General features: G+C 60.7%; 25 protein-coding genes. 11 read left to right on the top strand and 14 right to left on the bottom strand.

What is annotated here, in order from left to right; translation table 11 throughout:
• Nucleotides 1-44: 44 nt before the first annotated feature.
• Together yddG and LRK71_RS10300 are read right to left on the bottom strand one after the other, a co-directional pair.
• On the bottom strand, nt 45-899 hold the full coding sequence (gene yddG / locus LRK71_RS10295; RefSeq protein WP_232403163.1) for an aromatic amino acid exporter YddG: 855 nt from the start codon (nt 897-899) through the stop codon (nt 45-47).
• Nucleotides 896-1,843 carry a transcriptional regulator GcvA gene (locus LRK71_RS10300; RefSeq protein ID WP_232403441.1) on the bottom strand — a complete coding sequence of 316 codons (948 nt, stop codon included), beginning with the start codon at nt 1,841-1,843 and terminating at the stop codon, nt 896-898. The genes yddG and LRK71_RS10300 overlap by 4 nt, the downstream gene beginning before the upstream one ends.
• Before the next feature lie 114 nt (nt 1,844-1,957).
• On the opposite strand from LRK71_RS10300, the gene LRK71_RS10305 reads away from it, so the two are divergent.
• Nucleotides 1,958-2,113 carry a hypothetical protein gene (locus LRK71_RS10305; RefSeq protein WP_232403164.1) on the top strand — a complete coding sequence of 52 codons (156 nt, stop codon included), beginning with the start codon at nt 1,958-1,960 and terminating at the stop codon, nt 2,111-2,113.
• Nucleotides 2,114-2,253: 140 nt separating this feature from the next.
• Here the strand turns inward: LRK71_RS10305 and phbB are convergent, their stop codons facing one another.
• From phbB to LRK71_RS10325, 4 genes are all read right to left on the bottom strand, one after another.
• Nucleotides 2,254-2,976: an acetoacetyl-CoA reductase gene (phbB, locus tag LRK71_RS10310; protein ID WP_232403165.1), complete on the bottom strand. Its 723-nt coding sequence runs from the start codon at nt 2,974-2,976 to the stop codon at nt 2,254-2,256.
• 253 nt (nt 2,977-3,229) lie between these two features.
• Nucleotides 3,230-4,405 carry an acetyl-CoA C-acetyltransferase gene (locus LRK71_RS10315; RefSeq protein WP_232403166.1) on the bottom strand — a complete coding sequence of 392 codons (1,176 nt, stop codon included), beginning with the start codon at nt 4,403-4,405 and terminating at the stop codon, nt 3,230-3,232.
• A gap of 342 nt (nt 4,406-4,747) precedes the next feature.
• A complete protein-coding gene (locus LRK71_RS10320) occupies nt 4,748-5,572 on the bottom strand; it encodes an EAL domain-containing protein (protein ID WP_232403167.1) in 825 nt (274 codons plus the stop codon).
• A 220-nt stretch (nt 5,573-5,792) separates the two neighbouring features.
• Complete coding sequence (locus LRK71_RS10325; RefSeq protein WP_232403168.1) at nt 5,793-6,365, bottom strand: TlpA disulfide reductase family protein; 573 nt, start codon at nt 6,363-6,365, stop codon at nt 5,793-5,795.
• A gap of 20 nt (nt 6,366-6,385) precedes the next feature.
• Here LRK71_RS10325 and argH point away from each other — a divergent pair, with 20 nt between their 5' ends.
• From argH to LRK71_RS10350, 5 genes are all read left to right on the top strand, one after another.
• Nucleotides 6,386-7,780 (top strand): argininosuccinate lyase, encoded by a 1,395-nt coding sequence (gene argH / locus LRK71_RS10330; RefSeq protein WP_232403170.1) that lies wholly within the window; start codon nt 6,386-6,388, stop codon nt 7,778-7,780.
• Nucleotides 7,781-7,882: 102 nt separating this feature from the next.
• Nucleotides 7,883-8,071, top strand: coding sequence for a hypothetical protein (locus tag LRK71_RS10335; RefSeq protein WP_232403172.1), 189 nt, complete (start codon nt 7,883-7,885; stop codon nt 8,069-8,071).
• Nucleotides 8,072-8,173: 102 nt separating this feature from the next.
• Nucleotides 8,174-8,347 carry a hypothetical protein gene (locus tag LRK71_RS10340; RefSeq protein WP_232403174.1) on the top strand — a complete coding sequence of 58 codons (174 nt, stop codon included), beginning with the start codon at nt 8,174-8,176 and terminating at the stop codon, nt 8,345-8,347.
• 281 nt (nt 8,348-8,628) lie between these two features.
• Complete coding sequence (lysA, locus tag LRK71_RS10345) at nt 8,629-9,894, top strand: diaminopimelate decarboxylase (protein ID WP_232403176.1); 1,266 nt, start codon at nt 8,629-8,631, stop codon at nt 9,892-9,894.
• Between the two features lie 66 nt (nt 9,895-9,960).
• Nucleotides 9,961-12,642 (top strand): TIGR02302 family protein, encoded by a 2,682-nt coding sequence (locus LRK71_RS10350; protein ID WP_232403178.1) that lies wholly within the window; start codon nt 9,961-9,963, stop codon nt 12,640-12,642.
• Between the two features lie 180 nt (nt 12,643-12,822).
• Here the strand turns inward: LRK71_RS10350 and LRK71_RS10355 are convergent, their stop codons facing one another.
• Nucleotides 12,823-13,806 carry a zinc-ribbon domain-containing protein gene (locus LRK71_RS10355; protein WP_232403180.1) on the bottom strand — a complete coding sequence of 328 codons (984 nt, stop codon included), beginning with the start codon at nt 13,804-13,806 and terminating at the stop codon, nt 12,823-12,825.
• 202 nt (nt 13,807-14,008) lie between these two features.
• Here LRK71_RS10355 and LRK71_RS10360 point away from each other — a divergent pair, with 202 nt between their 5' ends.
• Genes LRK71_RS10360 through LRK71_RS10380 form a run of 5 tightly spaced genes read left to right on the top strand, consistent with a single transcriptional unit; the run spans nt 14,009 to nt 17,145 of the window.
• The gene (locus LRK71_RS10360) at nt 14,009-14,686 is read left to right on the top strand and encodes a cell division ATP-binding protein FtsE (RefSeq protein ID WP_232403188.1); all 678 of its coding nucleotides are present in this window, start codon (nt 14,009-14,011) and stop codon (nt 14,684-14,686) included.
• On the top strand, nt 14,683-15,582 hold the full coding sequence (locus LRK71_RS10365; RefSeq protein ID WP_232403189.1) for a cell division protein FtsX: 900 nt from the start codon (nt 14,683-14,685) through the stop codon (nt 15,580-15,582). Before LRK71_RS10360 ends, LRK71_RS10365 begins: the two co-directional genes overlap by 4 nt.
• Nucleotides 15,579-16,319 carry a lysophospholipid acyltransferase family protein gene (locus tag LRK71_RS10370; RefSeq protein ID WP_232403190.1) on the top strand — a complete coding sequence of 247 codons (741 nt, stop codon included), beginning with the start codon at nt 15,579-15,581 and terminating at the stop codon, nt 16,317-16,319. The genes LRK71_RS10365 and LRK71_RS10370 overlap by 4 nt, the downstream gene beginning before the upstream one ends.
• Nucleotides 16,306-16,911 carry a pyridoxamine 5'-phosphate oxidase family protein gene (locus LRK71_RS10375; protein WP_232403191.1) on the top strand — a complete coding sequence of 202 codons (606 nt, stop codon included), beginning with the start codon at nt 16,306-16,308 and terminating at the stop codon, nt 16,909-16,911. The genes LRK71_RS10370 and LRK71_RS10375 overlap by 14 nt, the downstream gene beginning before the upstream one ends.
• A 12-nt stretch (nt 16,912-16,923) precedes the next feature.
• Nucleotides 16,924-17,145 (top strand): hypothetical protein, encoded by a 222-nt coding sequence (locus LRK71_RS10380; protein WP_232403192.1) that lies wholly within the window; start codon nt 16,924-16,926, stop codon nt 17,143-17,145.
• Nucleotides 17,146-17,205: 60 nt separating this feature from the next.
• On the opposite strand, the gene LRK71_RS10385 is transcribed toward LRK71_RS10380, so the two are convergent.
• From LRK71_RS10385 to LRK71_RS10415, 7 genes are all read right to left on the bottom strand, one after another.
• Nucleotides 17,206-17,514, bottom strand: coding sequence for an EthD family reductase (locus tag LRK71_RS10385; protein WP_232403195.1), 309 nt, complete (start codon nt 17,512-17,514; stop codon nt 17,206-17,208).
• A gap of 142 nt (nt 17,515-17,656) precedes the next feature.
• Nucleotides 17,657-19,051 carry a dihydrolipoyl dehydrogenase gene (lpdA, locus tag LRK71_RS10390; protein ID WP_232403197.1) on the bottom strand — a complete coding sequence of 465 codons (1,395 nt, stop codon included), beginning with the start codon at nt 19,049-19,051 and terminating at the stop codon, nt 17,657-17,659.
• Nucleotides 19,052-19,154: 103 nt separating this feature from the next.
• Nucleotides 19,155-19,715, bottom strand: a complete 561-nt coding sequence (locus LRK71_RS10395; RefSeq protein ID WP_232403198.1) for a L,D-transpeptidase family protein — start codon at nt 19,713-19,715, stop codon at nt 19,155-19,157.
• Complete coding sequence (locus LRK71_RS10400; RefSeq protein WP_232403200.1) at nt 19,712-20,122, bottom strand: MAPEG family protein; 411 nt, start codon at nt 20,120-20,122, stop codon at nt 19,712-19,714. The genes LRK71_RS10395 and LRK71_RS10400 overlap by 4 nt, the downstream gene beginning before the upstream one ends.
• Nucleotides 20,119-20,559, bottom strand: coding sequence for a hypothetical protein (locus tag LRK71_RS10405; RefSeq protein WP_232403202.1), 441 nt, complete (start codon nt 20,557-20,559; stop codon nt 20,119-20,121). The genes LRK71_RS10400 and LRK71_RS10405 overlap by 4 nt, the downstream gene beginning before the upstream one ends.
• Nucleotides 20,560-20,565: 6 nt before the next feature.
• Entirely contained in the window at nt 20,566-22,077 is a 1,512-nt protein-coding gene (gene odhB, locus LRK71_RS10410; protein ID WP_232403204.1) for a 2-oxoglutarate dehydrogenase complex dihydrolipoyllysine-residue succinyltransferase, read from the bottom strand.
• An 11-nt stretch (nt 22,078-22,088) separates the two neighbouring features.
• Nucleotides 22,089-25,040 (bottom strand): 2-oxoglutarate dehydrogenase E1 component, encoded by a 2,952-nt coding sequence (locus tag LRK71_RS10415; protein WP_232403205.1) that lies wholly within the window; start codon nt 25,038-25,040, stop codon nt 22,089-22,091.
• Nucleotides 25,041-25,093 lie beyond the last annotated feature (53 nt).

Genomic DNA, 25,093 nt, shown 5'->3' on the forward strand with positions numbered 1-25,093 from the left:
CCTGAGAGCGGCCTTGGCCTGCAATCACCACGCGCCTTGACGGTTCAGACAGTTTTGGCGGCAATCGCAGCGCCTGCGGTGATCAGGACTGCAGCCAGGGCCAGGCTCCAGCTGGCATCGGCTACCCCGGCGAGCACCAGTATCAGGGTCGACAGCAGTGGCGCCGCATAAGAACTGGTGCCCAAGAGCTGAATATCCCCCTGCTTGACCCCAATGTCCCAGACATAGAAGGCCAGCCCTACAGGCCCCAACCCCAAGAGCAGTACCGAGGTCCAGCCCATCACAGCCTGCGGCCAGACCGTTTCCTCAAGCGCAAAATGCAGCCCCCAGGAGGCCAGCGCGGTCAGCAGGCAAAACACCGCAACCGAGCTGGTCGGCGCTGCCCCAACCAGCCGCGACAGCACGGAATAGCCAGACCAGCACAGGGCACATAGTAAGGCGAGCAGATAGCCGGGCAGGAAGGCAGTCTGAAAGCCGCCCGCGCCGCCGGTGATCAGCACCGCCGCCCCGACAAAGCCGAGGCAGGCGCCAATCAGATGGCCCCGACGCAGGCGCTCCCCCGGGAGCAAGCCGGAAAAGATCACGATCAGCAGTGGCCAAAGATAGGCAATCAACCCGGATTCGGCGGCGGGTGCTAGGCGCAGGGCGGAAAAGTAGAGCGCGTGATAGCCAAATAGCCCAAGCGATCCAAAGGCATAGACCCGCCAAGAAACGGCGCGCAGCTGCACCAATCCGCCAGAACAAAAGGTCCAGATCAGCCCCAAGATGCCGCCAAGGGTGAAACAGATCGCATTCAGTAACAGCGGTGGCACCGGCGCAGATCCGACAGTCAGCAGCGCCAGAAAGGCCCAGAGAAGCACGGCGATGAACCCCGTTGCGGTCGCACTGGAACGGGTCATAAGGCAGGAATGTCCTCAACCGGAATCACGGTGAAGCGATCGGAAATATGTGCGGTTTTTTCGATCTCTGCCAAGAACCAATCACGAAAGGCCGCGATCTGAGGCCGGTTTTCCGCCCCCTGCAGGCAAAGAAAGCGGAACCGGGCCTTGGTTTCAATCGCAACCTTGAAGGGGGCGACCAGGCGACCTTCCTGCAGATCGGCGATGATCATCGGACGGCGTCCCAGCGTCACGCCCATGCCGGCAACCGCGGCATTGATGGCGTGATCTGCGTTGGAAAAATGGGTGCCATGCAGGGGCGTAAAGTCAATCCCGCAGGCGCGAAACCAGGTGGGCCAGTCACAGGGAGGCTGCAAAAAATCGATGGAATCATCAAAGATCAGCGGCGCCTGTAACAGGCTTTGGGGGGTTGGGAACTGGGCGGCCAGCTCTGGCGACATTACCGGCGTCAGCCATTCCTTGCGCGCAGGCACGGAATATAACCCATCATCCTGGCCATAGCCAAAGCGGATTGCCACATCAACATCGTCGCGCTCTAGATCCATATTGCGCAGGGTTGCGGAAAATCGCAGGTCAATTTCGGGGTGGGCGCGGGCAAAATCATAGAGCCGGGGCGCCAGCCATTTTGCGGTCAGCGCCGGACCAGCCGTCACGGTCAGGGAACTGTTGTCCTGTAAGCGCGTCGTGGCCATCCAGGCAGCGGACAGGGTTTTAAACCCCTCTGCGGCACCGGGGGCGAGAGTGCGACCCGCTTCGGTCAGCTCTACCGCGCGGTTGAGGCGGCGAAACAGTGGCGCGCCCAGGTGCTCTTCCAGTGATTTGATTTGAAAGGACAGGGCCGCTGGCGTCACGTTCAGTTCCGCAGCGGCCTGGGCAAAGGACATATGGCGCGCGGCCGCATCAAAGGCACGCAGGGCTGTCAGAGGGGGCAGGCGATCTGTCATGTTCACACAAGTAAACCTTAACCGAAGGGTTGAATAGTCTCGTTTGTCAGTTTTCCTGTAAAAGGCCATAGTGGTTTCAGATAGACAATTTTGATCCGAACGGAGGCCGAAACGATGGGATATTCTGCAAATAGCGAGATCAAACAGGCGATGGAGCAGGCCCATGCGAGCCGTAGCCAGGCGTTGTTTTCCGGTGTGTCCTGGCTGTTTGGCCTACGCCGCGCTATGGCCGCTGGTAAACGGCTCGGCAAGGCCGCAGGTCTGGCTTAGAGATTTTACACCGAGTTTTCCCGCTGGGCAAAACGCGTTTGTCCTTACGGGATGCAAAAGGGCCGGTCGATAAGACCGGCCCTTGTTTTATGTGCAGCCTTGGCGCGGGCCTTGCTCTGCGTTAATTGGCGCGCCGGGGATCAGACGAAGAACTGACCGCCGTTGGCCGAGATGGTGGAGCCATTGATAAAGCCCGAATCGTCCGAGGCCAGGAAGGCAACGCAGCGGGCGATTTCTTCTGGTTCGCCCAGGCGACCTGTCGGGATCTGGTTGATGATTGATTCGCGCACTTTTTCCGGCACTGCCATGACCATTTCGGTGGCGATATAGCCGGGGCAGATTGCATTGGCGGTGATGCCAGCCCGCGCACCTTCCTGGGCCAGGGATTTGACGATTCCCAGATCACCGGCCTTGGTCGCGGCATAGTTCGCCTGGGCAAACTGGCCCTTTTGACCATTGATCGAAGAAATCACAATCACCCGGCCAAATTTACGCTCGCGCATGCCCGGCCAGATCGGGTGTACGGTGTTGAACACACCGGTCAGGTTGGTGTCGATGACCTCTTGCCACTGCTGTGGGGTCATCTTGTGGAACGGCGCATCGCGGGTGATGCCGGCATTGGCAACCACAATATCAATGGGCCCGAGATCGGCCTCGACCTTGGCGATACCTGCCTGGCTTTCCTCATAGGAGCCAACATTCCATTTATAAGTCTTGATGCCGGTTTCTTCGGTGAACTTTGCGGCCGCTTCGTCATTGCCGGCATAGGTGGCAGCGACGGTGCATCCCTGGTCTTGCAGGGCCTTTGAAATTGCTGCGCCAATGCCGCGAGAGCCGCCAGTAACGAGTGCAGTACGTGCCATTCTGTGTTCCTCCAGTTTAAAGTTCTCTTGGTAATGTTGTTATCTTCTGATTGATCGATGCGCAACAATATTGCGCAGTGAATTTATCTGCGTTGCCGCATAAATTGTCGCACCTGCAGCAAGTAACCATGAGTAAACAAAAAATTCCTTTCGAAAGCATGGTCGGGCTATGATCGTGCAGAGCAATCTGAGGCAACCCATAATAAAAAGGGCGCCAAATCGGCGCCCTGTTCTATGTCAATATCTACGGCCCTTATGGGCGCTCCAGGCACATGGCAACGCCCATGCCGCCGCCGATGCACAGGGTGGCGAGCCCCTTTTTGGCACCGCGCCGTTTCATTTCAAACAGCAGCGTATTCAGCACCCGGCAACCCGAGGCACCGATGGGGTGACCGATGGCGATTGCGCCGCCGTTGACGTTGACGATCTCTGGATCCCAGCCCATTTCCTTGTTCACGGCACAGGCCTGGGCGGCAAAGGCTTCGTTCGCTTCGACCAGATCCAGATCAGCCACCGACCAGCCGGCCTTGTCCAGCGCTTTGCGCGCGGCATATATCGGTCCGACACCCATGATCGACGGGTCCAGACCGGCGGTCGCATAAGAGGCTATCCGCGCCAGCGGCTCGATGCCGCGCTTTTCGGCGTCATCGGCGCTCATCAACAGGGTGGCAGCAGCGCCATCGTTCAGCCCCGAGGCATTGGCCGCAGTGACAGAGCCCTCTTTGGCGAAGGCGGGGCGCAGTTTTTGCATCGCTTCCATGGTGGCGCCGTGGCGGATGTATTCATCCTGATCGACGACAGTTTCGCCCTTGCGGGTCTTGATGGTGAAGGCGGTGATTTCATCGGCGAATTTGCCGGCCTTTTGCGCCGCTTCGGCCTTGTTCTGGCTGGCGACGGCGAATTCATCCTGCATCTCGCGCGAGATTTGCCATTGATCAGCAACATTTTCGGCGGTTTGCCCCATGTGATAGCCATTGAAGGCATCCCAGAGACCGTCGCGGATCATGGTGTCGATATATTTCATATCGCCCATTTTATGGCCGGCCCGCAGATGGGCGGCATGGGGCGACAGTGTCATGCTTTCCTGGCCACCGGCACAGACAATCGCCGCATCGCCCAGCTGGATATGCTGTGCGCCAAGGGCAACAGCGCGCAGGCCAGAGCCACAGACCTGATTGATCCCCCAGGCAGAGCTTTCCTGTGGTAGGCCAGCGTTGATATGGGCCTGGCGGGCCGGGTTCTGGCCCTGGGCTGCAGTCAGCACCTGCCCCAGAATGGTTTCAGAAACCTCGGCCTTATCTACACCTGCGCGCGCCACTACCGCTTCGAGCACGGCTCGGCCCAGATCATGGGCCGGTGTATTGGCGAAGGCTCCGCCAAAACTGCCGACAGCGGTACGCGCGGCGGATGCAATTACAACATTGGTCATTTATTTATGGTCCTCTGCCATCAAAATATCTGATAAAAACGCAGGCCCAGCGGCCCCAGCCTATGACTTGGCCGTTACGTTTTCACCTCCCTCTCCGGGAGAGATATAGCGTCTTGCTGCAGTTGCAGCAATTGACAGGGTGTCCCAGGGGCCGGGGCCGAGTCAACTCGCATATGTCGTAAATGAGAAAAACCGCCGAGTGTTCGGCGGGGGCAGGCAGGTGACGGGACGCAGTTTGCCGCAATGCAGCGTCAGCCTCGTAGCTTAGGTTATCTGGGCAGGAGAGCAAAAGGCGTGGCGCAGCCACCCAGAGCCGGGGCTGTGGCAGCGCGGTGCAATCCTTCAGGCGCGGTTGCGTTCTCTCAGCTCTTCCAGCCAGGGCGGCGAAACCGTCGGCGCGCCGTAGAGAAAGCCCTGAAGGCAATCGACCCCAATAGAGATCAGGAACTCTGCCTCTTGCTGGGTTTCGACCGATTCCGCGACCACCAGCATGTCGAACTGCTTGGCTATGCCGACCAGCGCGCGAACCACGGCCTGGTTGTCGTGGTTGTCACAGATGCCGCGAATGAATTGGCCGTCGATCTTGACCGCATCAAAGAAGAATTCGCGGAAGTGGGCAATGGCGGTGGTGCCAGCCCCAAAATTATCCAGCGCAAAGGCAATGCCGTGTTTTTGCATCCGGTCCATGAAATCGATCACCAGCTCTGGTGCGTTCATGGCCGAGGCCTCGGTGATTTCCAGCACCAACCGTTCGCCAATTGTCTTATCTTTCGTCAGGAAGGCGTCCAGCACCTTGGACCAGCGGCTATAGCCGATAGAGCGGGCAGACATATTGATTGAGAGCCTAATTTGCGGTGATTTTATCAAGGCGCGCAGCCCATGTTGCAGCGCCAGGCAGTCCAGCTCGCGGCCGATTTCCTTGTCATGAACCACATGCATGAAATCACGGGCGGGAATCACCCGCCCTGTGGCATCCAACACTCGGATATAGCCTTCGTAAAAGGCGACGCCATGCGGTGGCATCGCCTGCATGACCGGTTGAAAGGCAAGCATGGATTGGTCGTGCTTGACCGCCTCTGCCACCATGTCCAGGGTGCTGTGATCGCGCGCGACCACGGCAGCCGAGAGCGGATCTTCAGAGCCTTCGGCCATGTTAGCCCGTCTCATTTTCCGTTTGCTGACCACCTATTTGCCTCCTGGAGCTGGTGCCTTCCGCTAAAACTATGCTTTATCTGGACTGTGGCGCAAAAGGATGAAGTGAGGCTTAAATATAAAATTTTAGCGACCTGTCTGGTGAAAGATCTGTCGAATGAAAGTTTTTGCCAGTGTCGCGACTGGCCCCCAAAAAGGGCCAGGCCAGTATTTTGATCGTGGTTTTCGCGGCTGTTCAGCTGTCGTCGGGATCGGCAATCATTGCCGCAATAATCGCTTTGGCGCTGTCAGAGTTCCATTCGGCATCGCCGATCAGGCGCGCTATCTCCTCGCCCTCACGGTTCAACAGCACGGTGATCGGTAGACCAACCACCGCCATTTCGCGTGCCAGCGCCTGTTTTGGGTCTTGATGACGGGGCAGGTTGGTGATGCCGTTGTCATCAAAGAACTTTACGATACCCGTAGGAGAGTTGCGCCCGGCCGCGATGGTCAGAACCTCAAAGTCTGCGCCGCCAAACTCCTGTTGCAGCTCGGCTAACTGCGGCATTTCCTTGCGGCAGGGGGCACACCAGGTGGCCCAGAAATTCAGCAGCACCACCTTGCCCTTATAATCCTGCAGGCTGGCCATGCCGCCGTCATCCTCCAGGAAAAACTCTGCCTGCGAGACGTCGCGCGGTTCGGCATGCACCACTAGGCGTTTCAGGCTGTCGGCGCGCAGGGCCTCCAATTCGGCCACATCTGCGGCCAATGCCGCATTTGCACCCAGGCCCAGGGCGATATAAAGGGAAAGATGACGTAACAGACGCATATTATCTCCGGGATTCCACCATGACAGATCAAGCCTCGAACCAGATGTGGGGCGGCCGTTTTGCCGCTGGTCCAGACGCGATAATGGAGGCGATCAACGCCTCGATCGGGTTTGACAAGCGAATGGCTGCCCAGGACATTGCTGGCTCCAGGGCCCACGCAGCGATGTTGGCTGCAACAGGCGTTATAAGCGATAACGACGCAGAGGCAATTCGGGAAGGCCTGCTCACGGTCTTGTCAGAGATCGAGACTGGCACATTCCAGTTTTCCACCGCGCTGGAAGACATCCACATGAACGTCGAGGCCCGCCTGAAAGAGGTGATTGGTGAACCCGCAGGCCGTCTGCATACGGGGCGGTCGCGCAATGACCAGGTGGCCACCGACTTTAAACTCTGGGTGCGCGATCAACTGGATGCGGCGGAAACTGGCCTGCTGGCGCTGATCCGCGCGCTTTTGACACAGGCTGAGGCGGGCGCAGACTGGGCGATGCCCGGGTTCACCCACCTGCAGGTGGCGCAGCCGGTGACCTGGGGCCATCATATGATGGCCTATGTGGAGATGTTTGGCCGCGATCTGTCCCGCGTTCGTGATGCCCGCGTCCGGATGAACGAATCTCCTTTGGGGGCCGCTGCCCTGGCGGGGACCTCCTTTCCGATTGATCGCGAGATGACCGCTGCGGCGCTGGGCTTTGACCGTCCGGCAGCAAATTCGCTGGATGCGGTGTCTGATCGTGATTTCGCGCTTGAGTTCCTGTCCTGTGCGTCGATCTGCGCCATTCACCTGTCGCGCTTTGCCGAAGAGCTGGTGATCTGGTCCTCGGCGCAGTTCCGCTTTGTTGCCCTGTCGGATCGCTTCTCGACCGGCTCATCCATCATGCCGCAAAAGAAAAACCCGGACGCAGCAGAATTGATTCGCGCCAAGGTGGGGCGGATTTTTGGTGCCAATACCGCGCTGATGATGGTGATGAAAGGCCTGCCGCTTGCCTATTCCAAGGACATGCAGGAAGACAAGGAACAGGTTTTTGATGCAGCCGATCACTGGATGCTGGCGCTGGCGGCGATGGAAGGCATGGTCAAAGACATGAGCGCCAACCGGGCCGCGCTGGCCGAGGCTGCAGGCTCTGGCTTTTCTACCGCCACCGACCTGGCCGACTGGCTGGTGCGGGTGCTGGGCCTGCCGTTCCGTGACGCCCATCATGTTACCGGATCCCTGGTGGCAATGGCCGAAGTGCGCGGTTGTGACCTGCCGGATCTGAGCCTCGCGGATATGCAGGGGGTCCATGCGCAGATTACCGCAGACGTCTTTACTGTCCTTGGCGTTGAAAACTCGGTAAACTCGCGCCTGTCTTACGGCGGCACCGCGCCCGCGCAGGTGCGCGCCCAGGTGGCCCGCTGGACGGCAATGCTCGACGCCTGATTGGGTGTTGGGGATGTGAATTTGATCATGCGCCACCTTGATTTGTGGCCCATGATCGCCATTTTGTCTGGTGGTAAGCCGGGCCGTTTTGGAGGCGAGACAATGCGCAGATGGATGCTCAACGTGATTGCAATCACCGGCCTGGGTGCCAGTGTGAGCGCCTGCGGCGTTGACGGAGAGCCGATGCGCCCCTCTTTAAATGCGGGCGTTGGGGTATCTAACAGCGGTGTGCATGCCGGCGGCTCTGTTGGGCTGCACAAGGGGCCGTTGAATGTCTACCTCGGGTTTTGACGGACCTGAGACCAGTCTGAACAGATGGCCAATGAGCTGGCTTGACTGCCCCCGATGGGGAGCGCTGAACTGCAACCAAAAACCGGAAAAGGCCCGTTCCCTATGACACCTTCTCGTTTGCTGATCGGGCTTTTGGCTGCCTCTGTGACCAGCCTTTCTGCCTGTGATCTACCGCAATCCTATGCCCAGTCCCCTGCTGCGGAGCAGGCCGCGCCGACGACATCCGGCATACGGGTGTCTGGCTATGGCAGGGTGGGCGTGTCGCATCGATTTTGAACGGGGGCTCCGGGTTTGACCGGAGGCTCCCGCCGCTGACTTGATGCCCTGTCGGGCCCCGCGCAGAGTTGGGCCGAGCACCGCGCTGACGCGCGGTGTTTTCCTTTGCTGAGAGGCCTTTGAGGGGCAGGCTTGCCCTCAAAGAGCCAGTTCAATTGTGTTGCAGGAGGCGCCTCAAGGGTAAACGGCGCCCAGGCGCCGCCGCTGAGCGGCCCTTGACCCGCGAGGCTGGGGGCGGGAATCTGTTGCCACAGATCGTTGTTTTGGTCTAATCGCCTTTTATGGATCACTTTCTCTACCGCGACGGCGCGCTTTACGCCGAAGATGTGCCAGTTGCCGAGATTGCGGCTGCTGTGGGCACTCCGTTTTATGTCTATTCCTCGGCGACGCTGTTGCGCCATTTCCGCCTGTTTGACGAGGCGCTGGCGGGCATGGATCATCTGGTGTGCTATGCCATGAAGGCGGCCAGCAATCAGGCGATCCTGAAGACCCTGGCGCAGGCGGGTGCAGGGATGGATGTGGTCAGCCAGGGGGAATATCTGCGCGCCAAGGCGGCTGGGGTGTCTGGCGACAAGATCGTGTTTTCCGGCGTTGGCAAAACGGCCGAGGAAATCCGCACGGCGCTGAGTGGCGGCATTCGCCAGTTCAATGTCGAGAGCGAACCGGAGATGGAGGTGATCAGCGCCGTAGCGCAGGAGCTGGGCCAGGTGGCACCAATCACCATTCGGGTTAACCCGGACGTGGATGCCAAGACCCATGCCAAGATTGCCACCGGAAAATCCGAGAATAAATTTGGCATTCCCATTGCGCGGGCCCGAGCTGTTTATGCCCATGCGGCCAGTCTGCCGGGGCTGCAGGTGGTGGGGATCGACGTGCATATTGGGTCGCAGCTAACCGATCTGGAGCCCTTCCGCAAAGCCTATGAAAAGGTGGCAGAGTTGACCGAAAGCCTGCGCGCCGATGGCCATGACATCCGTCGTCTGGATCTGGGCGGGGGCTTGGGCATTCCCTATACTCGCTCGAATGAGGCACCGCCGCTGCCAGTCGAATATGGCCAGCTGATCAAGGAGACCCTCGGGCATCTGGGCTGTGAAATAGAGATTGAGCCGGGCCGCCTGATTGCGGGCAATGCTGGGCTGATGGTCAGCAGGGTGATCTATGTGAAATCGGGCGAAGACCGTGAGTTTCTGATCATTGATGGTGCGATGAATGATCTGATCCGCCCGGCCATGTATGAGGCCTACCACGATATTGTTGCGGTGACTGAACCGGCGCCGGGGATCGAAAGCCTGGCCTATGACATTGTTGGCCCGGTCTGCGAAAGTGGTGACACCTTTGCCAAGCAACGCACAATGCCGCCACTGGTGGCCGGGGATTTGATCGCCTTTCGCAGCGCTGGGGCATATGGTGCGGTGATGGCCAGCGAATATAATTCACGGCCTCTGATCCCAGAGGTTATGGTCAATGGGGATCAATTTGCGGTTATTCGTGCACGTCCGGACTTTGACGAAATGATAAACCGCGATACCATCCCAGAGTGGTTGTAGCTGCGCGGGCAGATGTCCCGGCGAGAGACGCCACCTAAGGCAAGGCCCAAGGGAGGCAGAGCTCTGATGGCGCGACACGGCAAGGCTGATCCACGCTTGCATCGCCTGCGATGGCCGCTCTGGCTGACGCAGGCCGGGATGTTTTGTGAACGCGCCCTGCGTGCCTTTTGGCCCCTGGCCTCTGTTGTGATGGTGGCAGTTGCGGTGCTGATGCTTGGCCTGCATGATCTTGTTGCTCCGGTTCTTTTCTGGATGGCGGTTGTGCTTGCCGGGGGGGGCGCGCTGGGGGCCCTGGCCTTTGGGCTGTGGCGCTTTCGCTGGCCGCACCGGAACGAGGCGCTGGAGCGGTTGGATGCCAACCTGCCAGGGCGCCCGGTTAGCGCGCTGCTGGACACCCAGGCGATTGGCCGGAAAGATGCCGGAGCTACCGCGCTGTGGCAGGCGCATCAGGCGCGTATGGCGCAGGCAGCGGCAGCGGCCAAACCCGCGGCACCAAACCTGCGGATTGCCGCCGCTGACCCCTTTGCGCTGCGCTATGTGGCGCTGATTGCGCTGGTGATGGCGCTGATCTTTGGCTCGCTCTGGCGGGTTGTTAGCCTGACGGCCATGGTGCCGGGCGGCGGCGATCTGGGCGCGGCGGGTCCCTCCTGGGAGGGTTGGATCGAGCCGCCGCGCTATACCGGCCTGCCTGTGCTCTATCTGAATGATCAGGCGGCAGAGCGGCTGGAACTGCCCGAGGGCAGCCGGATTACCCTGCGCTTTTATGGCAGCGAGGGGGCGCTGCATCTGAATCAGAACCTACAAACCCCCGATACAGAGACATTGCCCGATGAAACCGCTGCGGTAGAGACCGCCAGCGGGATGGACCATGCAGTGACGGTTCAGCGCTCTGGTCGGTTGGAAATCCAGGGGCGAGGCGGGCGCAGTTGGACCATTGCGATGCTGCCGGATCAGCCGCCGCAGATTGCTATCATGGGCCTGCCCGAGCTGACAGAAGAAGGCACCTTGTCGCTGCCGTTTCTGGCGCAGGATGACTATGGTGTCACCAGTGGAAAGGTGCGGATCGCCTTGGATCTGCTGGCGGTATCCCGTCACCATGGCCTGGTGGCGGACCCCGAAAATACCGAAGATATCGTGCTCGACCTGCCCCTGCCGATCAGTGGCTCTCGGCAGACCTTTGAAGAGGTGTTGATCGAGGATTTTGCCGCCCATCCCTGGGCCAATCTGCCGGTGACCTTTCATATGTCGCTGCAGGATGCGGCGGGCCAGAGCTCGCAGTCTGCGGTGCTGGGCGCGCCGCTGGTGGCGCCGCGTTTCTTTGATCCATTGGCGGCCGCCGTGGCGGAACAGCGGCGGGATCTCCTCTGGGCGCGCGTCAATACGCTGCGGGTGACGCAGCTGTTGCGGGCGCTGTCGCACCGCCCACAGACTCTGTTTCGCGCGGCGGGAACCTATTTGCAGATGCGGGCCATTCTGCGTCGCCTGGAGGCTGCACTGCAGCGGGCCTCGCTCACCGTCGCCATGCCCCGCCTGATCAGCACAGATGAACGGGACGAGGCGACTGCCGCGCTCTGGGCTCTGGCGCAGAGCCTGGAGGAGGGCGATATCGGCGATGCGCTGGCGCGGATGCAGCAGGCAAAAGAACGCCTGAGCCAGGCAATGCGGGACGGCGCCAGCGACGAAGAGATTGCCCAGCTGATGCAAAAACTGCGTGAAGCAACCCAGGACTATATGCGCCAGTTGCAGCGCCAGGCCCAGCGGGACGGCGAGGCGGGCGGCGAGTCGCCGGAAAACGCGATCACGCTTAGCCAGCAGGACCTCCAGGCGATGATGGACCGGATCCAGGATCTGATGGAACAGGGACGCATGGCCGAGGCTGAGCAGGCCCTTGAAGAGTTTCAACGGATGATGGAAAACATGCGGATGAGCCAGAACCAGCAGGGGCAGGGCGGCTCTGACGGGCAACAGGCGATGGAAGATCTTGGCGAGACGCTGCAGCAGCAGCAGGGGCTGTCGGATCAGGCCTTTCGCAATTTGCAGGAACAGTTCAACCCCAATGCCCAGGCCGGTGAAAGCCAGCAGAACGAAGGCCGCAGCGGCGGTCAGGGCCGGGGGCAACAGCACCAGGGCGGTCAGGGCGGTGAAAACGGCGCGGGCCAGCAAGGGCAAGACGGCCAGTCAGGCGACCGTGCGGGCCAGAATGGTAGCGGCCAGGGTGGGGGCGACAGCGGTGACCCCAATGGCGGGCAGGCGGGCAGCCAGAGTGCCGATAGCCTAGCCGCGCAACAGCGCGCCCTGCGCGAGGCCCTGCGCCGCCAACAACAGGGGCTGCCCCTGGGCCAAGGCTCTGAGGGGGCTGCTACAGCCGAGGCGCTGGATCGGGCCGGGCGGGCGATGGATGGTGCCGAAGATGCGCTGCGCCAGGGGGATTTGGCCGAGGCGATAGACCAGCAGTCCGAAGCCATGGAAGCGCTGCGCGAAGGTTTGCGCGCCCTGGGCGAGGCTCTGGCGGAAAACCAGCAGCCCGGGCAGGGGCAGGGCTCAGCCTCCCCCTCGGCGCAGGCTGACCCGCTGGGTCGCGACCGCAACAGCTCGGGGTTGGGAGATGAGCGCAATTCAGAGTTTGGCGAGGGTGTCGGCCATCGTCGCGCCTGGGATCTGTTGAAAGAGTTGCGTCGCCGGGCGGGCGAGATGGAGCGTAGCGAAGAAGAACGCAGCTATTTTGAGCGCCTGCTGGAACAGTTCTGAACGGACCAAGCCTCACCTCAGGCCTAGGGCTTGTCGCGTTCATTTGCAGTCACGCGACTGGCTCTGCTTATTTGATTTTGCATGTCGCTCGAAACTGGGCGCCATCTTCGAGCGACGCCCACTGCCTGATAGCCCCGGCTTGCCCTTTGCGCGTCAGCGATTTCGGCGCAGAGGGGGGGCTTAGATCTGTGGCTGTTGCAGCGCGCTGACCTGGGCATCCAGCCAGAGGCGGGCCTGATCCATCCAAGTGACATAGCTGCTCAAATAGGGGTCGGCCTGAGGTATGACCTCGGCGATTTGCGATGCATTGCTATAGGTCATGACCAGCACCACGACGAGCAGGATTACCAAGGCAAACCCGCGGGTGAATCCCGATTTGCGTCGTGGCGCGGGGTGTTCGTTCGGGCCTGGCGGCGGCATTGGCGTATCTGCAGTGCGCAGGGTTGAGTTGATCTCTTCGATGTCGGGCAGAACGCCGCGTTTTAACCCGCTGGCCTCGGCAGCGAGGCGGCGTGGATCTTCGCCGCGCAGACGTGCCATGCGGTCCTGCGCTTGCCGGGACCGCTGGGCTGCACCGTCTTCGGGCAGATCATCCAGCCCCAGATTGGACTGGGTTTCTAGCGGTTGTGGCCGCGGCTTGCCCTGGTCGGCGGCGCGCAGGGTGGTCTCCCGCTCGGCCTCTTCGCGTAGGATGTCGCTTAGTGCAGGGTCAAGGCCGCGCGGTTGCGGGGCAGGGTCTGCCGCGTCACTGGTCTTGTCATGGGCCTCATCACTGGCCGGATCTGCTGCATCCGTGGCAGCGGTGGTTGCCGCAGGCGGGGCTTCGGGCTCTGCTGGTTCCTCGGTCTCGGGGGCTGTGTATTTGGCGTCAGAAGCCCCGTGAGAGGCTGGGGGCTGATCGGGGGCTTCGGCCTTTGTTGCTGCCGGGGCTTTAGGCTCTGGGCCTGGCACGGGCTCTGGATCAGGCTGGGATTCTGGCTGGGGCGGCGTTTGTGCCGCAGCAGTGGGATCTACCTCGCCGGGATCCGTGTCAGCCACAAAACCGGCAGGACGCTGAAACCAGGTATCGGCGCAGTTGGAGCACTGCACATCACGGCCTTCTGGTGGAATGACGTCATCCGGCACTTCGTACTGGGCACCGCAATTCGGGCAGGTCAGGCGCATAAAGATCTCCTTGGCCCCGGAGGCATCCGGGTAACTGTCGGCAGTATTTCCAAATAACAATAGGCAGTTCGGGGCTGTCGCGAAAGGGTGAATTGCGATTTGTCCCGGCGTTGCGGGGCTTGGTTTGGCGGCTTTGCCCCATGGCCCATTGAAACTGGCGGGCTGCTGAGGCAAAACTGGCTGGCGTAAACAGGGGACCGTCGTGATAGAGCTGGAAAACGTTGGCTACAACTACGGTGGCGGGGAGCTGCTGAGCGATGTCTCGGTAAAGCTGGCACCTGGATCATTTCATTTCCTGACCGGGCCATCGGGTGCGGGCAAGACCACTCTTTTGAAACTCTGCTATGGGGCTCTGACGCCGACCTCGGGGCGGGTGCGGGCAATGAACATGGATGTGCGCGGGCTGGATCGTGACCAGATGGCGCATCTGCGCCGTCGCGTTGGCGTGGTGCATCAGGACTGCCGCTTTCTCGACCATCTGTCGGTGATCGAAAACATCGCGCTGCCGCTGACTGTCGCTGGTAAGGATCTGAGCCAGGAAGACGCCAACCTGCGGGAACTGTTGACCTGGGTTGGCCTGTCGCAGCGGGCTGATGCGCTGCCACCAGAACTGTCCGGTGGGGAACGGCAGCGGGCGGCTCTGGCGCGCTCGGTGATTCTGTCGCCGGATGTGATCATCGCGGATGAACCCACGGGCAATGTCGATTGGGACATGTCGCAGCGCCTGCTGCAGCTGCTGGTCGAGCTGAACCGCATGGGCAAGACCATCCTGGTGGCGACCCATGATATGTCGCTGATCCGGGCCGCCAAGAAACAGGTGCAGGCCCGCGTGCTGCGGATTTCAGCCAAACAATTGCACCAAGCGGGGGCAGACCTATGAGCGAAGGACGCCTGCGCAAGTTGATTATGGGCGATGCCCAGGCCGATCGGGTGGTGCCACCAAGCGGTTTCACCGCGCAGTTGACGCTGTTTGTGGCCGGGGCGATGGCCTTTCTGGCGGTTTTTGCCCTGGCGCTGTCGCTTGCCTCGGGGCGGTTGGCCACCCGCTGGGCGGATGAGCTGGCCCGGGCGGCAACCCTTCGCATCAATGCACCTGCCGAACAACGTCTGGCGCAAACCGAGGCGGCGTTGACGATTTTGCAGCAAACCCCCGGTGTGGCCTCGGCCCGCGCCCTGAGTGACGCGGAACAGGCCGCGCTGTTGGCCCCCTGGTTCGGGTCTTCGCTGGTGCTTGACGGCCTGCCGGTGCCGCAACTGATTGAGGTGATCGAAGATGATCCGGGCTATGATGGCACCGGGCTGCGCCTGCGTCTGCAGGCCGAAGTCCCCGGCGCGGTGCTGGACGATCACACCCGCTGGCGCGCCCCTCTGGTGGACGCTGCGCGGGCGCTGCGGCGTCTGGGGACAGTTGCGATCCTGCTGATTGCGGGGGCGACGGCGGCGATGATCACCCTGGCAGCCAATGCGGCCCTGGCAGCCAATGCCCAGGTGATCGAGGTGCTGCGCCTGGTGGGCGCCCTGGACAGTTATATCGCCCATGCCTTTATCCGCCGCTTTACCCTGCGTGCCCTGGGCGGTGCTGCGGCTGGCATGGCCCTGGGGATGATTGGTGTCTGGCTGATGCCGGCCGCCTCGAATGAAGGCGGTTTCCTGACGGGCCTTGGCTTTCAGGGCTGGACCTGGGGCCTGCCGCTGCTGATCCCGCCGCTGGGGGCTTTGGTGGCCTTTGTCGCGACCAGTCGCGCCGCCAAGAAACGTTTGGGAGATTTAGCGTGAGATTTGCAATTCAGTGGCTTCGGTCATTTCTGTTTGTCTTTCAGATCTATCTGATGATGCCGATCTTTGGTTTGGTCTTTGCCCCCTGGGCGATTTTCAGCAAACGCGGCGCGCGGGCCTGCTGCAAAAGCTATTCGCACTGGGTGTTCTGGACCGCGCGTGTCATGGTCGGCATCCGCTGCGAGGTCCGCGGCACGCCGCCACAAGGTGAAGTGCTGATCGCGGCCAAACACCAGTCCTTTCTTGATATCATGATGATTTTCGCCGCCCTGCCGAGGGCCAAGTTCATCATGAAGAAGGAAATTCTGCGCACGCCGGTGATTGGCCAATATGCCAAGCTGCTTGACTGTGTGGCGGTGGATCGCGGCAAACGCGGCGCGGCCATCGACAAGATGGTGCAGGACGTCAAGACGGGCCATCAAGAGGCCGGCCAGTTGATCATCTATTCCCAGGGCACCCGCGTCGCACCGGGCGTCAAGGCCGACTACAAGGTGGGCACCGGGGTTCTGTACGAACAGCTGGGCCAGCCCTGCGTACCTGTTGCCACCAATGTCGGTGTGCTCTGGCCTCGTACGGGCATTCTGCGCAAGCCCGGTGTCGCCGTGGTTGAGTTCCTCGATCCGATCGCGGCGGGCATGGACCGCAAGGCCTTCATGGAGGTTCTTGAAACCCGGGTTGAGGCAAAATCTAATGCGCTAATGCGAGAGGTAGGATTTGATCCCGATGCAGTACATTGACAGCATAGCAGATCTGGAAGCGCTTTACGGGAAACCAGGCGCGGCTTCGCTGCGCAAGGTCGCGCGGCGGATGACGCCGCTATATCGCAAATGGATCGCGGCCTCGCGGCTGTGCATGCTGACAACGGTGGGGCCCGCAGGAACCGATGACAGCCCGCGCGGCGATGATGGCCCGGTGGTGCAGGAACTGGATCCAGGCACCCTGGCGCTGCCGGATTGGCGCGGCAATAACCGGCTGGATTCGCTACGCAATATCGTCCAGGATGGCCGGGTTTCAGTGATGTTTCTGGTGCCGGGATCAAACAATGTGGTGCGTATCAATGGCACCGCGCAGGTCACTGCGGATGCCGGTCTGCGCGCCCGCTTTGATCGCGGCGGCAAACAGCCTGCCACGGTGATTGTGATCACGATTGATGAGATTTACAGCCAATGCGCCCGCGCCCTGATGCGGGCGGGTACCTGGAGCGCGGGTGATGAAAGCGCAGGCCTGCCCAGCATGGGCGAAATCCTGGCCGAACAGACCGCAGGCGAAGAGGGTGGCCAAGACTACGACCAAGCCTGGGGCGCGCGCGCTGCCGCGACCATGTGGTAGCCGGTGGAACCGGTGCCGACAGAGCCTGAGGCGACGGCGTTTTTGACCTGGCTGGCCGGATATCTGGCTGCTTTTCTGCTGCTTTTGTGGCTGTCGCGTCAGTTCCGCGAGAGCTTTCTTGACTGGATCACCCTGAAAGATCCGCTTGGCCTGCGGTTCTGGCGCCAAAACATCCTGTTTGCGGCTTTCAGCCTGGCCTATTTCGCTGTGGCTGTCCTGTTCCTTGGCAGCTGATCGACGGCGGGACCGGTCGCGCTATTGATCCTTGAACGGCGATATGCGCGCGGCCAGAGGTCAACCAATCACATCACCGATCAAAATCTGGGGCTGAACATTGGTGAAATTTGGCAGGTCTGCCATCACCGGCCCAGAGACCTTGAGCGCAGCAGCCAGTGCCGTCTGGTCGGCAAAGATGATGGTGGCAATTGCATGGAAGGGTGGCGGAAGATCTGGCCCACCTGCAACCCCCTTGGTGACAAGCGTTTTATCGATATGCGGCCCCATGTGTTTTGCCACTAGTTTCATATGGGTTTGGCTATAGTAGCCATAATCGAAGGTTGTGTCTTCGCTGATTGGGTAGATTACCTGCAGTGACACGGACATCCGCTTTCCTTCCCTATGGTTCACAGGGAATAGAGCGCGAATGGTGGCCAAATTCCATCAAAAACGCAGTCACGATCAGGCGGAAAGGAAAAGGGCAGCCAGGATGGCTGCCCCTTGGGTCTGGCGGTGATGGTGGGCTGGATCAGCTGTGGATCGCGCCATCGCCGCAGGCCAGAGCGGCCTCGCGTACCGCTTCGGAATAGGTCGGGTGGGCATGGCAGGTCAGAGCAATATCTTCGGCAGAGGCGCCAAATTCCATCGCTACGCAGATCTCGTGGATCAGATCGCCGGCACCGGGGCCGATGATGGCAGCCCCCAGTACACGGTCGGTTTCCTTGTCGGTGATGATCTTGACAAAGCCACCTTCGGCCTGATGCACTGCCTTGGCGCGGGCATTGGCCATGAAGTTGAACTTGCCAACCTTGATCTTGCGACCCTCGGCCTTGAGCGCATCCTCGGTGGCGCCAACAGTGGCAACCTCTGGGGTGGTGTAGACCACACCGGGGATGACGCCGTAGTTTACATGGCCATGTTTGCCGCCGATGACATCCGCCACGGCCATGCCTTCGTCCTCGGCCTTATGGGCCAGCATCGGGCCTTCGATCACATCGCCAATGGCATAGATGCCGGGGACATTGGTGCGCCACTGGGAGTCGGTGGCGATCTGGCCGCGCTCGGTCAGCTTGACGCCTAAAGCCTCCAGACCCAGCCCATCTGCATAGGCTTTGCGCCCGGTGGCAACCAGCACCACATCGGCGTCGATGACTTCCTCGGTGTCAGGTGTCTTCTTGAGGGCGTATTTCACCTTGGCCTTGGTCTTGGTGGCGTCAACGCCCTGCACTGCGGCGCCCATGATGAAGTTCAGGCCCTGCTTTTCCAGGATGCGTTTGAAGCCGCGCTGCACGTCCTTGTCCATTCCGGGGCAGACTGCATCCAAATATTCAACCACGGTGACCTCGGACCCGAGGCGGGCATAGACCGAGCCAAGTTCCAGCCCGATAACGCCCGCGCCGATGACGACCATCTTTTTAGGTACCTTGGGCAGATCCAGCGCGCCGGTAGAGGTAACGACGATCTTCTCGTCGATCTCGACACCGGGCAGGGAGGAGGGCACCGAGCCAGAGGCGATCACGATGTTTTTGGCCTCATGGGTGTCATCGCCGACCTTCACCTGACCAGCAGCGGGGATTGAGGCCCAGCCCTTGATCCAGTCGATCTTGTTCTTTTTCATCAGGAACTCGATGCCGCCGGTATTCTGGCCCACGACGTCTTCCTTATAGGATTTCATCTGGTTCCAGTCGACCGAGGGGGATTTCCCCTTGAGGCCCATGCCGGCAAAGTTGTGTTCGGCTTCGTGCAGCATATGCGTTGCATGCAGCAGTGCCTTGGAGGGGATACAGCCAACATTGAGGCAGGTGCCACCAAGGGTTTCGCGGCCTTCAATGATCGCGGTTTTCAGGCCCAGCTGGGCGCAGCGGATGGCGCTGACATAGCCGCCGGGGCCTGCACCGATGATAATGACGTCATAGCTTGCCATGTTTTAGGGTCCTTTGTGGTTGGACGGGGAGAGGGCGCTGCCCCCGGCCCATGCGGGCCTCCCCCGAGGTATTTGTGGAAAGATGAATGAGAGGGGAGCGCATTCAGAGCGTCTCCACGATGGTGATTGGGGTTCCGTTTGGAACAAGGGACCAGATTTCGCGCATCTCTGTGTTGGTAACTGCGATGCAGCCATCGGTCCAGTCCCGCATAAGGTGTAGCGCGCCCAGAGCGCCCCAGCCGTTGGGCAGGCCGTGGATCATGATATTGCCGCCGGGATCGCGCGCGGCGGTCTCAGCTGCGGCTTTATCTGAAGCATTGGGGTAGGAGATATGCAGGCTCAGATGTGCGACGGAGTTTGGATTGCGCCAGTCGATTTCATAGCGACCTTCGGGCGTGCGTTCATCGCTCTCAAACCGTTTGTGGCCTTCGGGCGCGGCGCCGAGCGAGATGTCATAGCTGCGGATGGTTTCGCCCTCACGGCGCAAGTGCAGAGCGCGGGTGGATTTGATGACGAGGATCTCATCCGCCTGTTCGTGGGCTGCAGCCATCGGCGGCGGTGTGCCCGAGCCTGCGCCCGCCATCAGCGTGGTATAGCCGAAGGTGGCCACGCCAAGCCCAAGAACGAGCACGGTCGCGCGCAGGATATGCCGGGCAAGTCTCACAGCAGGGCTGCCACAAGCATCGCCGCTGTCGCGATATACCCCACCGCCCAGATCAGGCTGCGCCAGGGCACCCAGCCAAAGGCATAGGCCGGTATGTACAGGACGCGCGCGCCGAGGTAGGCAAAGGCGCAACCGGTGGTGAAGGGAGAGGAGGCTTCGGCCAGAGTGACCACCACGCAGGCGATCGAGAACAGGATCAGCCCCTCGAAATGGTTGTTCATCGCGCGATAGAGCCGCGCGGTGCGTTTGGAGACCTGATCCTGCAACTCACCGCCAAGACGGTCGCGGTCACGCGGCGACAGGGTCTTGCCCTGGCCGAGTTCCAGGTTGGCCGGTACTGCCATTAGGGCGATTTGGATCACTTGCAGGAGGGCGGCGAGGGTGAGGGCGGTGAGTGCGGGGGTCAAGGTGCTGTTGCTCCGAGAGTAACGAACAGAACACCGGAAATGAATGCAGCCAGCGACGTCAAAGCAGCAATCGAATTCAGAAGCACTATCCAGTTGTTCCAAAAGCGGGAGTAGGGTGTTTCCGGGGCGCTTGCCGTAAAAGAGTAGGAAATTGCCAAGGTAAGTAACATCACACAAATTGCGAATGTGAAACTGCTTATTGCCCATTGGAGTGAGTCAAGCGGCACTACAATAGCAGTCTCAGCTTTCACATTGCCAAAATATGTTAGTAGGGCCAAGATGGCCCCACCGTTGAGAGTTAGCATTGTACGCAAGTAGGCTAGGCCCAGCGTATTCGCTTGCTCCAAGCGCGAAATTTCCGAGCTTTCTCCAACCAATTTCTGCTCCAGGATAGCAAAGGTGACCGTCATATTGGTCGAGCAAATATGCTCGACCAAGCCGTTTTACAGATCCATCAGCAGGCGGCGGGGATCTTCCAGGGCTTCTTTGACCCGCACCAGGAAGGTCACGGCGCCTTTGCCGTCGACGATGCGGTGGTCATAGCTCAGCGCCAGATACATCATCGGGCGGATCACCACTTCACCGTTGATCGCCATCGGGCGGTCCTGGATCTTGTGCATGCCCAGAATACCGGACTGTGGTGGGTTCAGGATCGGTGAGGACATCAGCGAGCCGTAGACGCCGCCGTTGGACAGGGTGAAGGTACCGCCCTGCATGTCAGCCATGGAGAGCTTGCCGTCCCGGGCCAGCTTGCCTTTGGCCGAGATGGCTTTCTCGATTTCGGCAAAGGACATTGCATCCGCATCGCGAATCACGGGGACCACCAGGCCGGTTGGGGTGCCGGCGGCGACGCCCATGTGCACGAAGTTCTTGTAGACCACATCGGTGCCGTCGATCTCGGCGTTGACTTCGGGCACTTCTTTCAACGCGTGGCAGCAGGCCTTGGTGAAGAAGGACATGAAGCCCAGGCGCACGCCGTGCTTTTTCTCGAACTGGTCTTTGTACTGGCTGCGCAGGGCCATCACCTCGGTCATGTCCACCTCGTTATAGGTGGTCAGCATGGCAGCGGTGTTCTGGCTTTCCTTCAGGCGCTTGGCGATGGTCTGGCGCAGGCGGGTCATCTTCACCCGTTCTTCGCGGGAGGCATCATCTGCAGCGACAGGTGCGCGTGGGGTTGGTGCTGGGGTGATCGCAGGCGCTGGGGCTGCTGCTGCGGCCGCCATGGCGCGGGCGACATCGTCCTTCATGATACGTCCATCGCGGCCGGTACCTGCAACATTGGCGGCAGAGAGCCCGGCTTCGGCCATGGCTTTTTCCGCCGATGGCGCATTGGCGATGTCTTTTCCGGCAGCGGCGGGGGCCGCCTGGGCCGCAGGGGCGGCGGTTGGGGCCGCTGCTGCGGATGACCCTGCGATCACGCCGAGTTTTGCATTGGCTTCAACTGTTGCACCTTCTGCGGCGGTGATTTCCGACAGCACCCCAGCGGCGGGGGCGGGCACCTCGACAGAGACCTTGTCGGTTTCCAGCTCGCAGAGCATTTCGTCCTGCGCCACGGTGTCACCGACCTTTTTGAACCAGACAGAAACAGTTGCCTCGGTCACTGATTCGCCGAGGGTTGGCACCATGACATCGGTGCTGCCTCCGCCGGTGGCGGCGGGGGCGGCTTCTGCCTCTGCTGCGGGGGCAGGGGCGGCGGCTTTGGGAGCGGAGGCAGCGTCGGCGGCGCTGATATTGGCCAGCAGCGCGGCAACGCCGACGGTCTCACCTTCATTGGCGACGATATCGGCCAATACGCCGGCAGCCGGGGCGGGCACTTCGACGGTGACCTTGTCGGTTTCCAGCTCACAGAGCATTTCGTCCTGCGCCACGGCATCGCCGGGTTTCTTGAACCAGGTGGCCACGGTAGCTTCGGTAACGGATTCGCCCAGGGTGGGCACGCGAACTTCGGTTGTCATGTCTGTCTTCCTCAGATGCTCAGCGCGTCGTTCACGAGCGCAGCTTGTTGTGCTTTATGTTGGCTGGCGAGGCCGGTTGCAGGCGACGCCGAGGTGGCACGGCCGACGTAAGCGGGCCGGGTGTGCTTGGCCTTGATCCGGCTGAGCACCCATTCGATATTGGGCTCGATAAATGTCCAGGCGCCCTGGTTCTTGGGCTCTTCCTGGCACCAGACCATTTCGGCACCTTTGAAGCGCTCCAGTTCCTTGACCAGCGAGATCGCCGGGAAGGGGTAAAACTGCTCGATGCGCATCAGGTAGACGTCATCAATGCCACGGGCATCGCGTTCTTCCAGCAGGTCATAGTAGACCTTGCCCGAGCACATGACCACGCGCTTGATCTTGTCATCCTTGACCAGCGTTGTTTCGGAATTGCCGTGCTGGGCATCATCCCACAGAACCCGGTGGAAGCTGGAGCCAGTGGTGAATTCCTCGGCCTTGCTGACGGCCAGCTTGTGGCGCAGTAGCGATTTTGGCGTCATCAGCATCAGCGGCTTGCGGAAGGAGCGGTGCAACTGGCGGCGCAGAATATGGAAGTAGTTTGCCGGGGTGGTACAGTTGGCGACAATCCAGTTGTCCTGACCGCACATCTGCAGAAACCGTTCCAGACGGGCCGATGAGTGCTCAGGCCCCTGGCCCTCAAAGCCGTGGGGCATCAGGCAGACCAGGCCGGACATCCGCAGCCATTTGCTTTCGCCTGAGGAGATGAACTGGTCGAACATGATCTGGGCGCCATTGGCAAAATCGCCAAACTGGGCTTCCCACAGGGTCAGCGCGTTGGGTTCGGCGAGGGAGTAGCCATATTCAAAGCCCAGAACCGCATATTCCGACAGGGCGGAGTCGATCACATCGTATTGCGACTGGCCTTCGCGGATATTGTTGAGCGGGAAATAGCGCTCTTCGGTGTCTTGGTTGATGATGCCTGAATGACGCTGCGAGAAGGTGCCGCGGGTGGCATCCTGGCCGGACAGGCGAACCGGGTAACCTTCGGTCAGCAAAGAGCCAAAGGCCAGTGCTTCGCCGGTGGCCCAGTCAATGCCGGCCCCGGTTTCAAACATCTTGCCACGGGCAGCAAGAAAGCGCCCGACGGTTTTATGCATCGGAAATCCTTCGGGGACCGAGGCCAGGCTCTTGCCGATTTCGGCCATGGTTTCCGGTGGGATCGCGGTGCGACCGCGCTGATAGTCCTCGTCTTTTTTGTCCAGATGCGACCAGCGCCCATCCAGCCAGTCGGCCTTGTTGGGTTTGTAGTCCTTGCCGATCTCGAACTCTTCGTTCAGATGCGCCTGGAAAGAGGCCTTCATGTCCTCGATCTCGCCCTCGGGGATCAGCCCATCCTTGACCAGACGTTCAGTATAGAGGCTGAGCGTGGTCTTGTGGCCCTTGATCTTCTTGTACATCAGCGGGTTGGTGAACATGGGCTCGTCGCCCTCGTTGTGACCAAAGCGGCGGTAGCAGAAGATATCCAGCACCACGTCCTTGCCAAATTTCTGGCGGAACTCGGTGGCCACCTTCGCGGCATGGACTACGGCCTCTGGATCGTCGCCATTGACGTGGAAGATCGGGGCCTCAACAACCAGCGCGTTGTCGGTGGGATAGGGTGAGGAGCGCGAGAAATGCGGCGCGGTGGTGAAACCGATCTGGTTGTTCACCACGATATGCATGGTGCCGCCAGTCTTGTGACCCTTGAGGCCAGACAGCGCAAAACATTCCGCCACAACACCCTGGCCGGCAAAGGCCGCATCGCCGTGCAGCAGGATCGGCAGCACTTTGGTGCGCGCATCGTCGTTTTTTTGATCCTGCTTGGCGCGGACCTTGCCCAGGACAACCGGGTTCACCGCCTCCAGGTGCGAAGGGTTTGCGGTCAGGCTGAGGTGGACAGTGTTGCCGTCGAATTCACGGTCGGAAGAGGCCCCAAGGTGATATTTCACATCGCCCGAGCCATCGACGTCTTCGGGTTTGAAGCTGCCGCCCTGAAATTCGTTGAAGATAGCGCGATAGGGTTTTTGCATCACATTCGCCAGAACCGACAGACGGCCCCGGTGCGGCATGCCGATGACGATTTCTTCGACTCCAAGGTTGCCACCGCGTTTGATGATCTGCTCCATCGCTGGGATCAGGCTCTCGCCACCATCCAGACCAAAGCGTTTGGTGCCCATGTATTTGACGTGCAGGAATTTTTCAAAACCCTCGGCTTCAACCATTTTGTTGAGGATCGCCTTACGGCCTTCGCGGGTGAAGGTGATTTCCTTGTCGTAGCCCTCGATGCGTTCTTTCAGCCAGGCGGATTGCGCCGGGTCAGAAATATGCATGTATTGCAGCGCAAAGGTGCCGCAATAGGTGCGTTTGACGATGTCGACGATCTGGCGCATGCTGGCGACCTGGAGCCCCAGCACATTGTCGATAAAGATCGGGCGATCCATGTCCGCTTCCATAAAGCCATAGCTTTGCGGGTCCAGTTCGGGATGCGGCGCATCGGAACGCATGGCCAGAGGATCAAGGTCAGCGGCCAGGTGACCACGGATCCGGTAGGCGCGGATCAGCATCAGGGCGCGGATCGAATCCAGCACGGCGCGCTGCACCTGCTCATCCGAAACCTCAACGCCAACCTTGGCGGCCTTTTCCACGATCTTTTTGCCAGCGGCCTTGGCTTCGACGGGCGCAGGCCATTCACCTGTCAGCGCCGCCGTAAGGTCATCAGTGGGGGCGGGCGGCCAGTCGGGGCGCGCCCAAGAGGGGCCAGCCGCCTCTGCCGTCACATCTGGTTCTGCATCGCCCATCTGGCGGAAGAACTCTGCCCAGGCGGCATCCACCGCATTGGGGTCTTTGGCATATTGCGCATAGAGCTGCTCAAGATACTCGGCATTGTGCCCCTGCATGAAGGAGGAGGCGTGGAACAGGTCGTTGGGCGAATTATCTGTCATGGATGTGCTCACTGCAGAGGATCAGAGACTGAAAATCAAAAGGGACAAGCGGT

The organism is Pseudophaeobacter flagellatus (assembly GCF_021228235.1).
In the GTDB taxonomy this organism is placed as follows: domain Bacteria; phylum Pseudomonadota; class Alphaproteobacteria; order Rhodobacterales; family Rhodobacteraceae; genus Pseudophaeobacter; species Pseudophaeobacter flagellatus.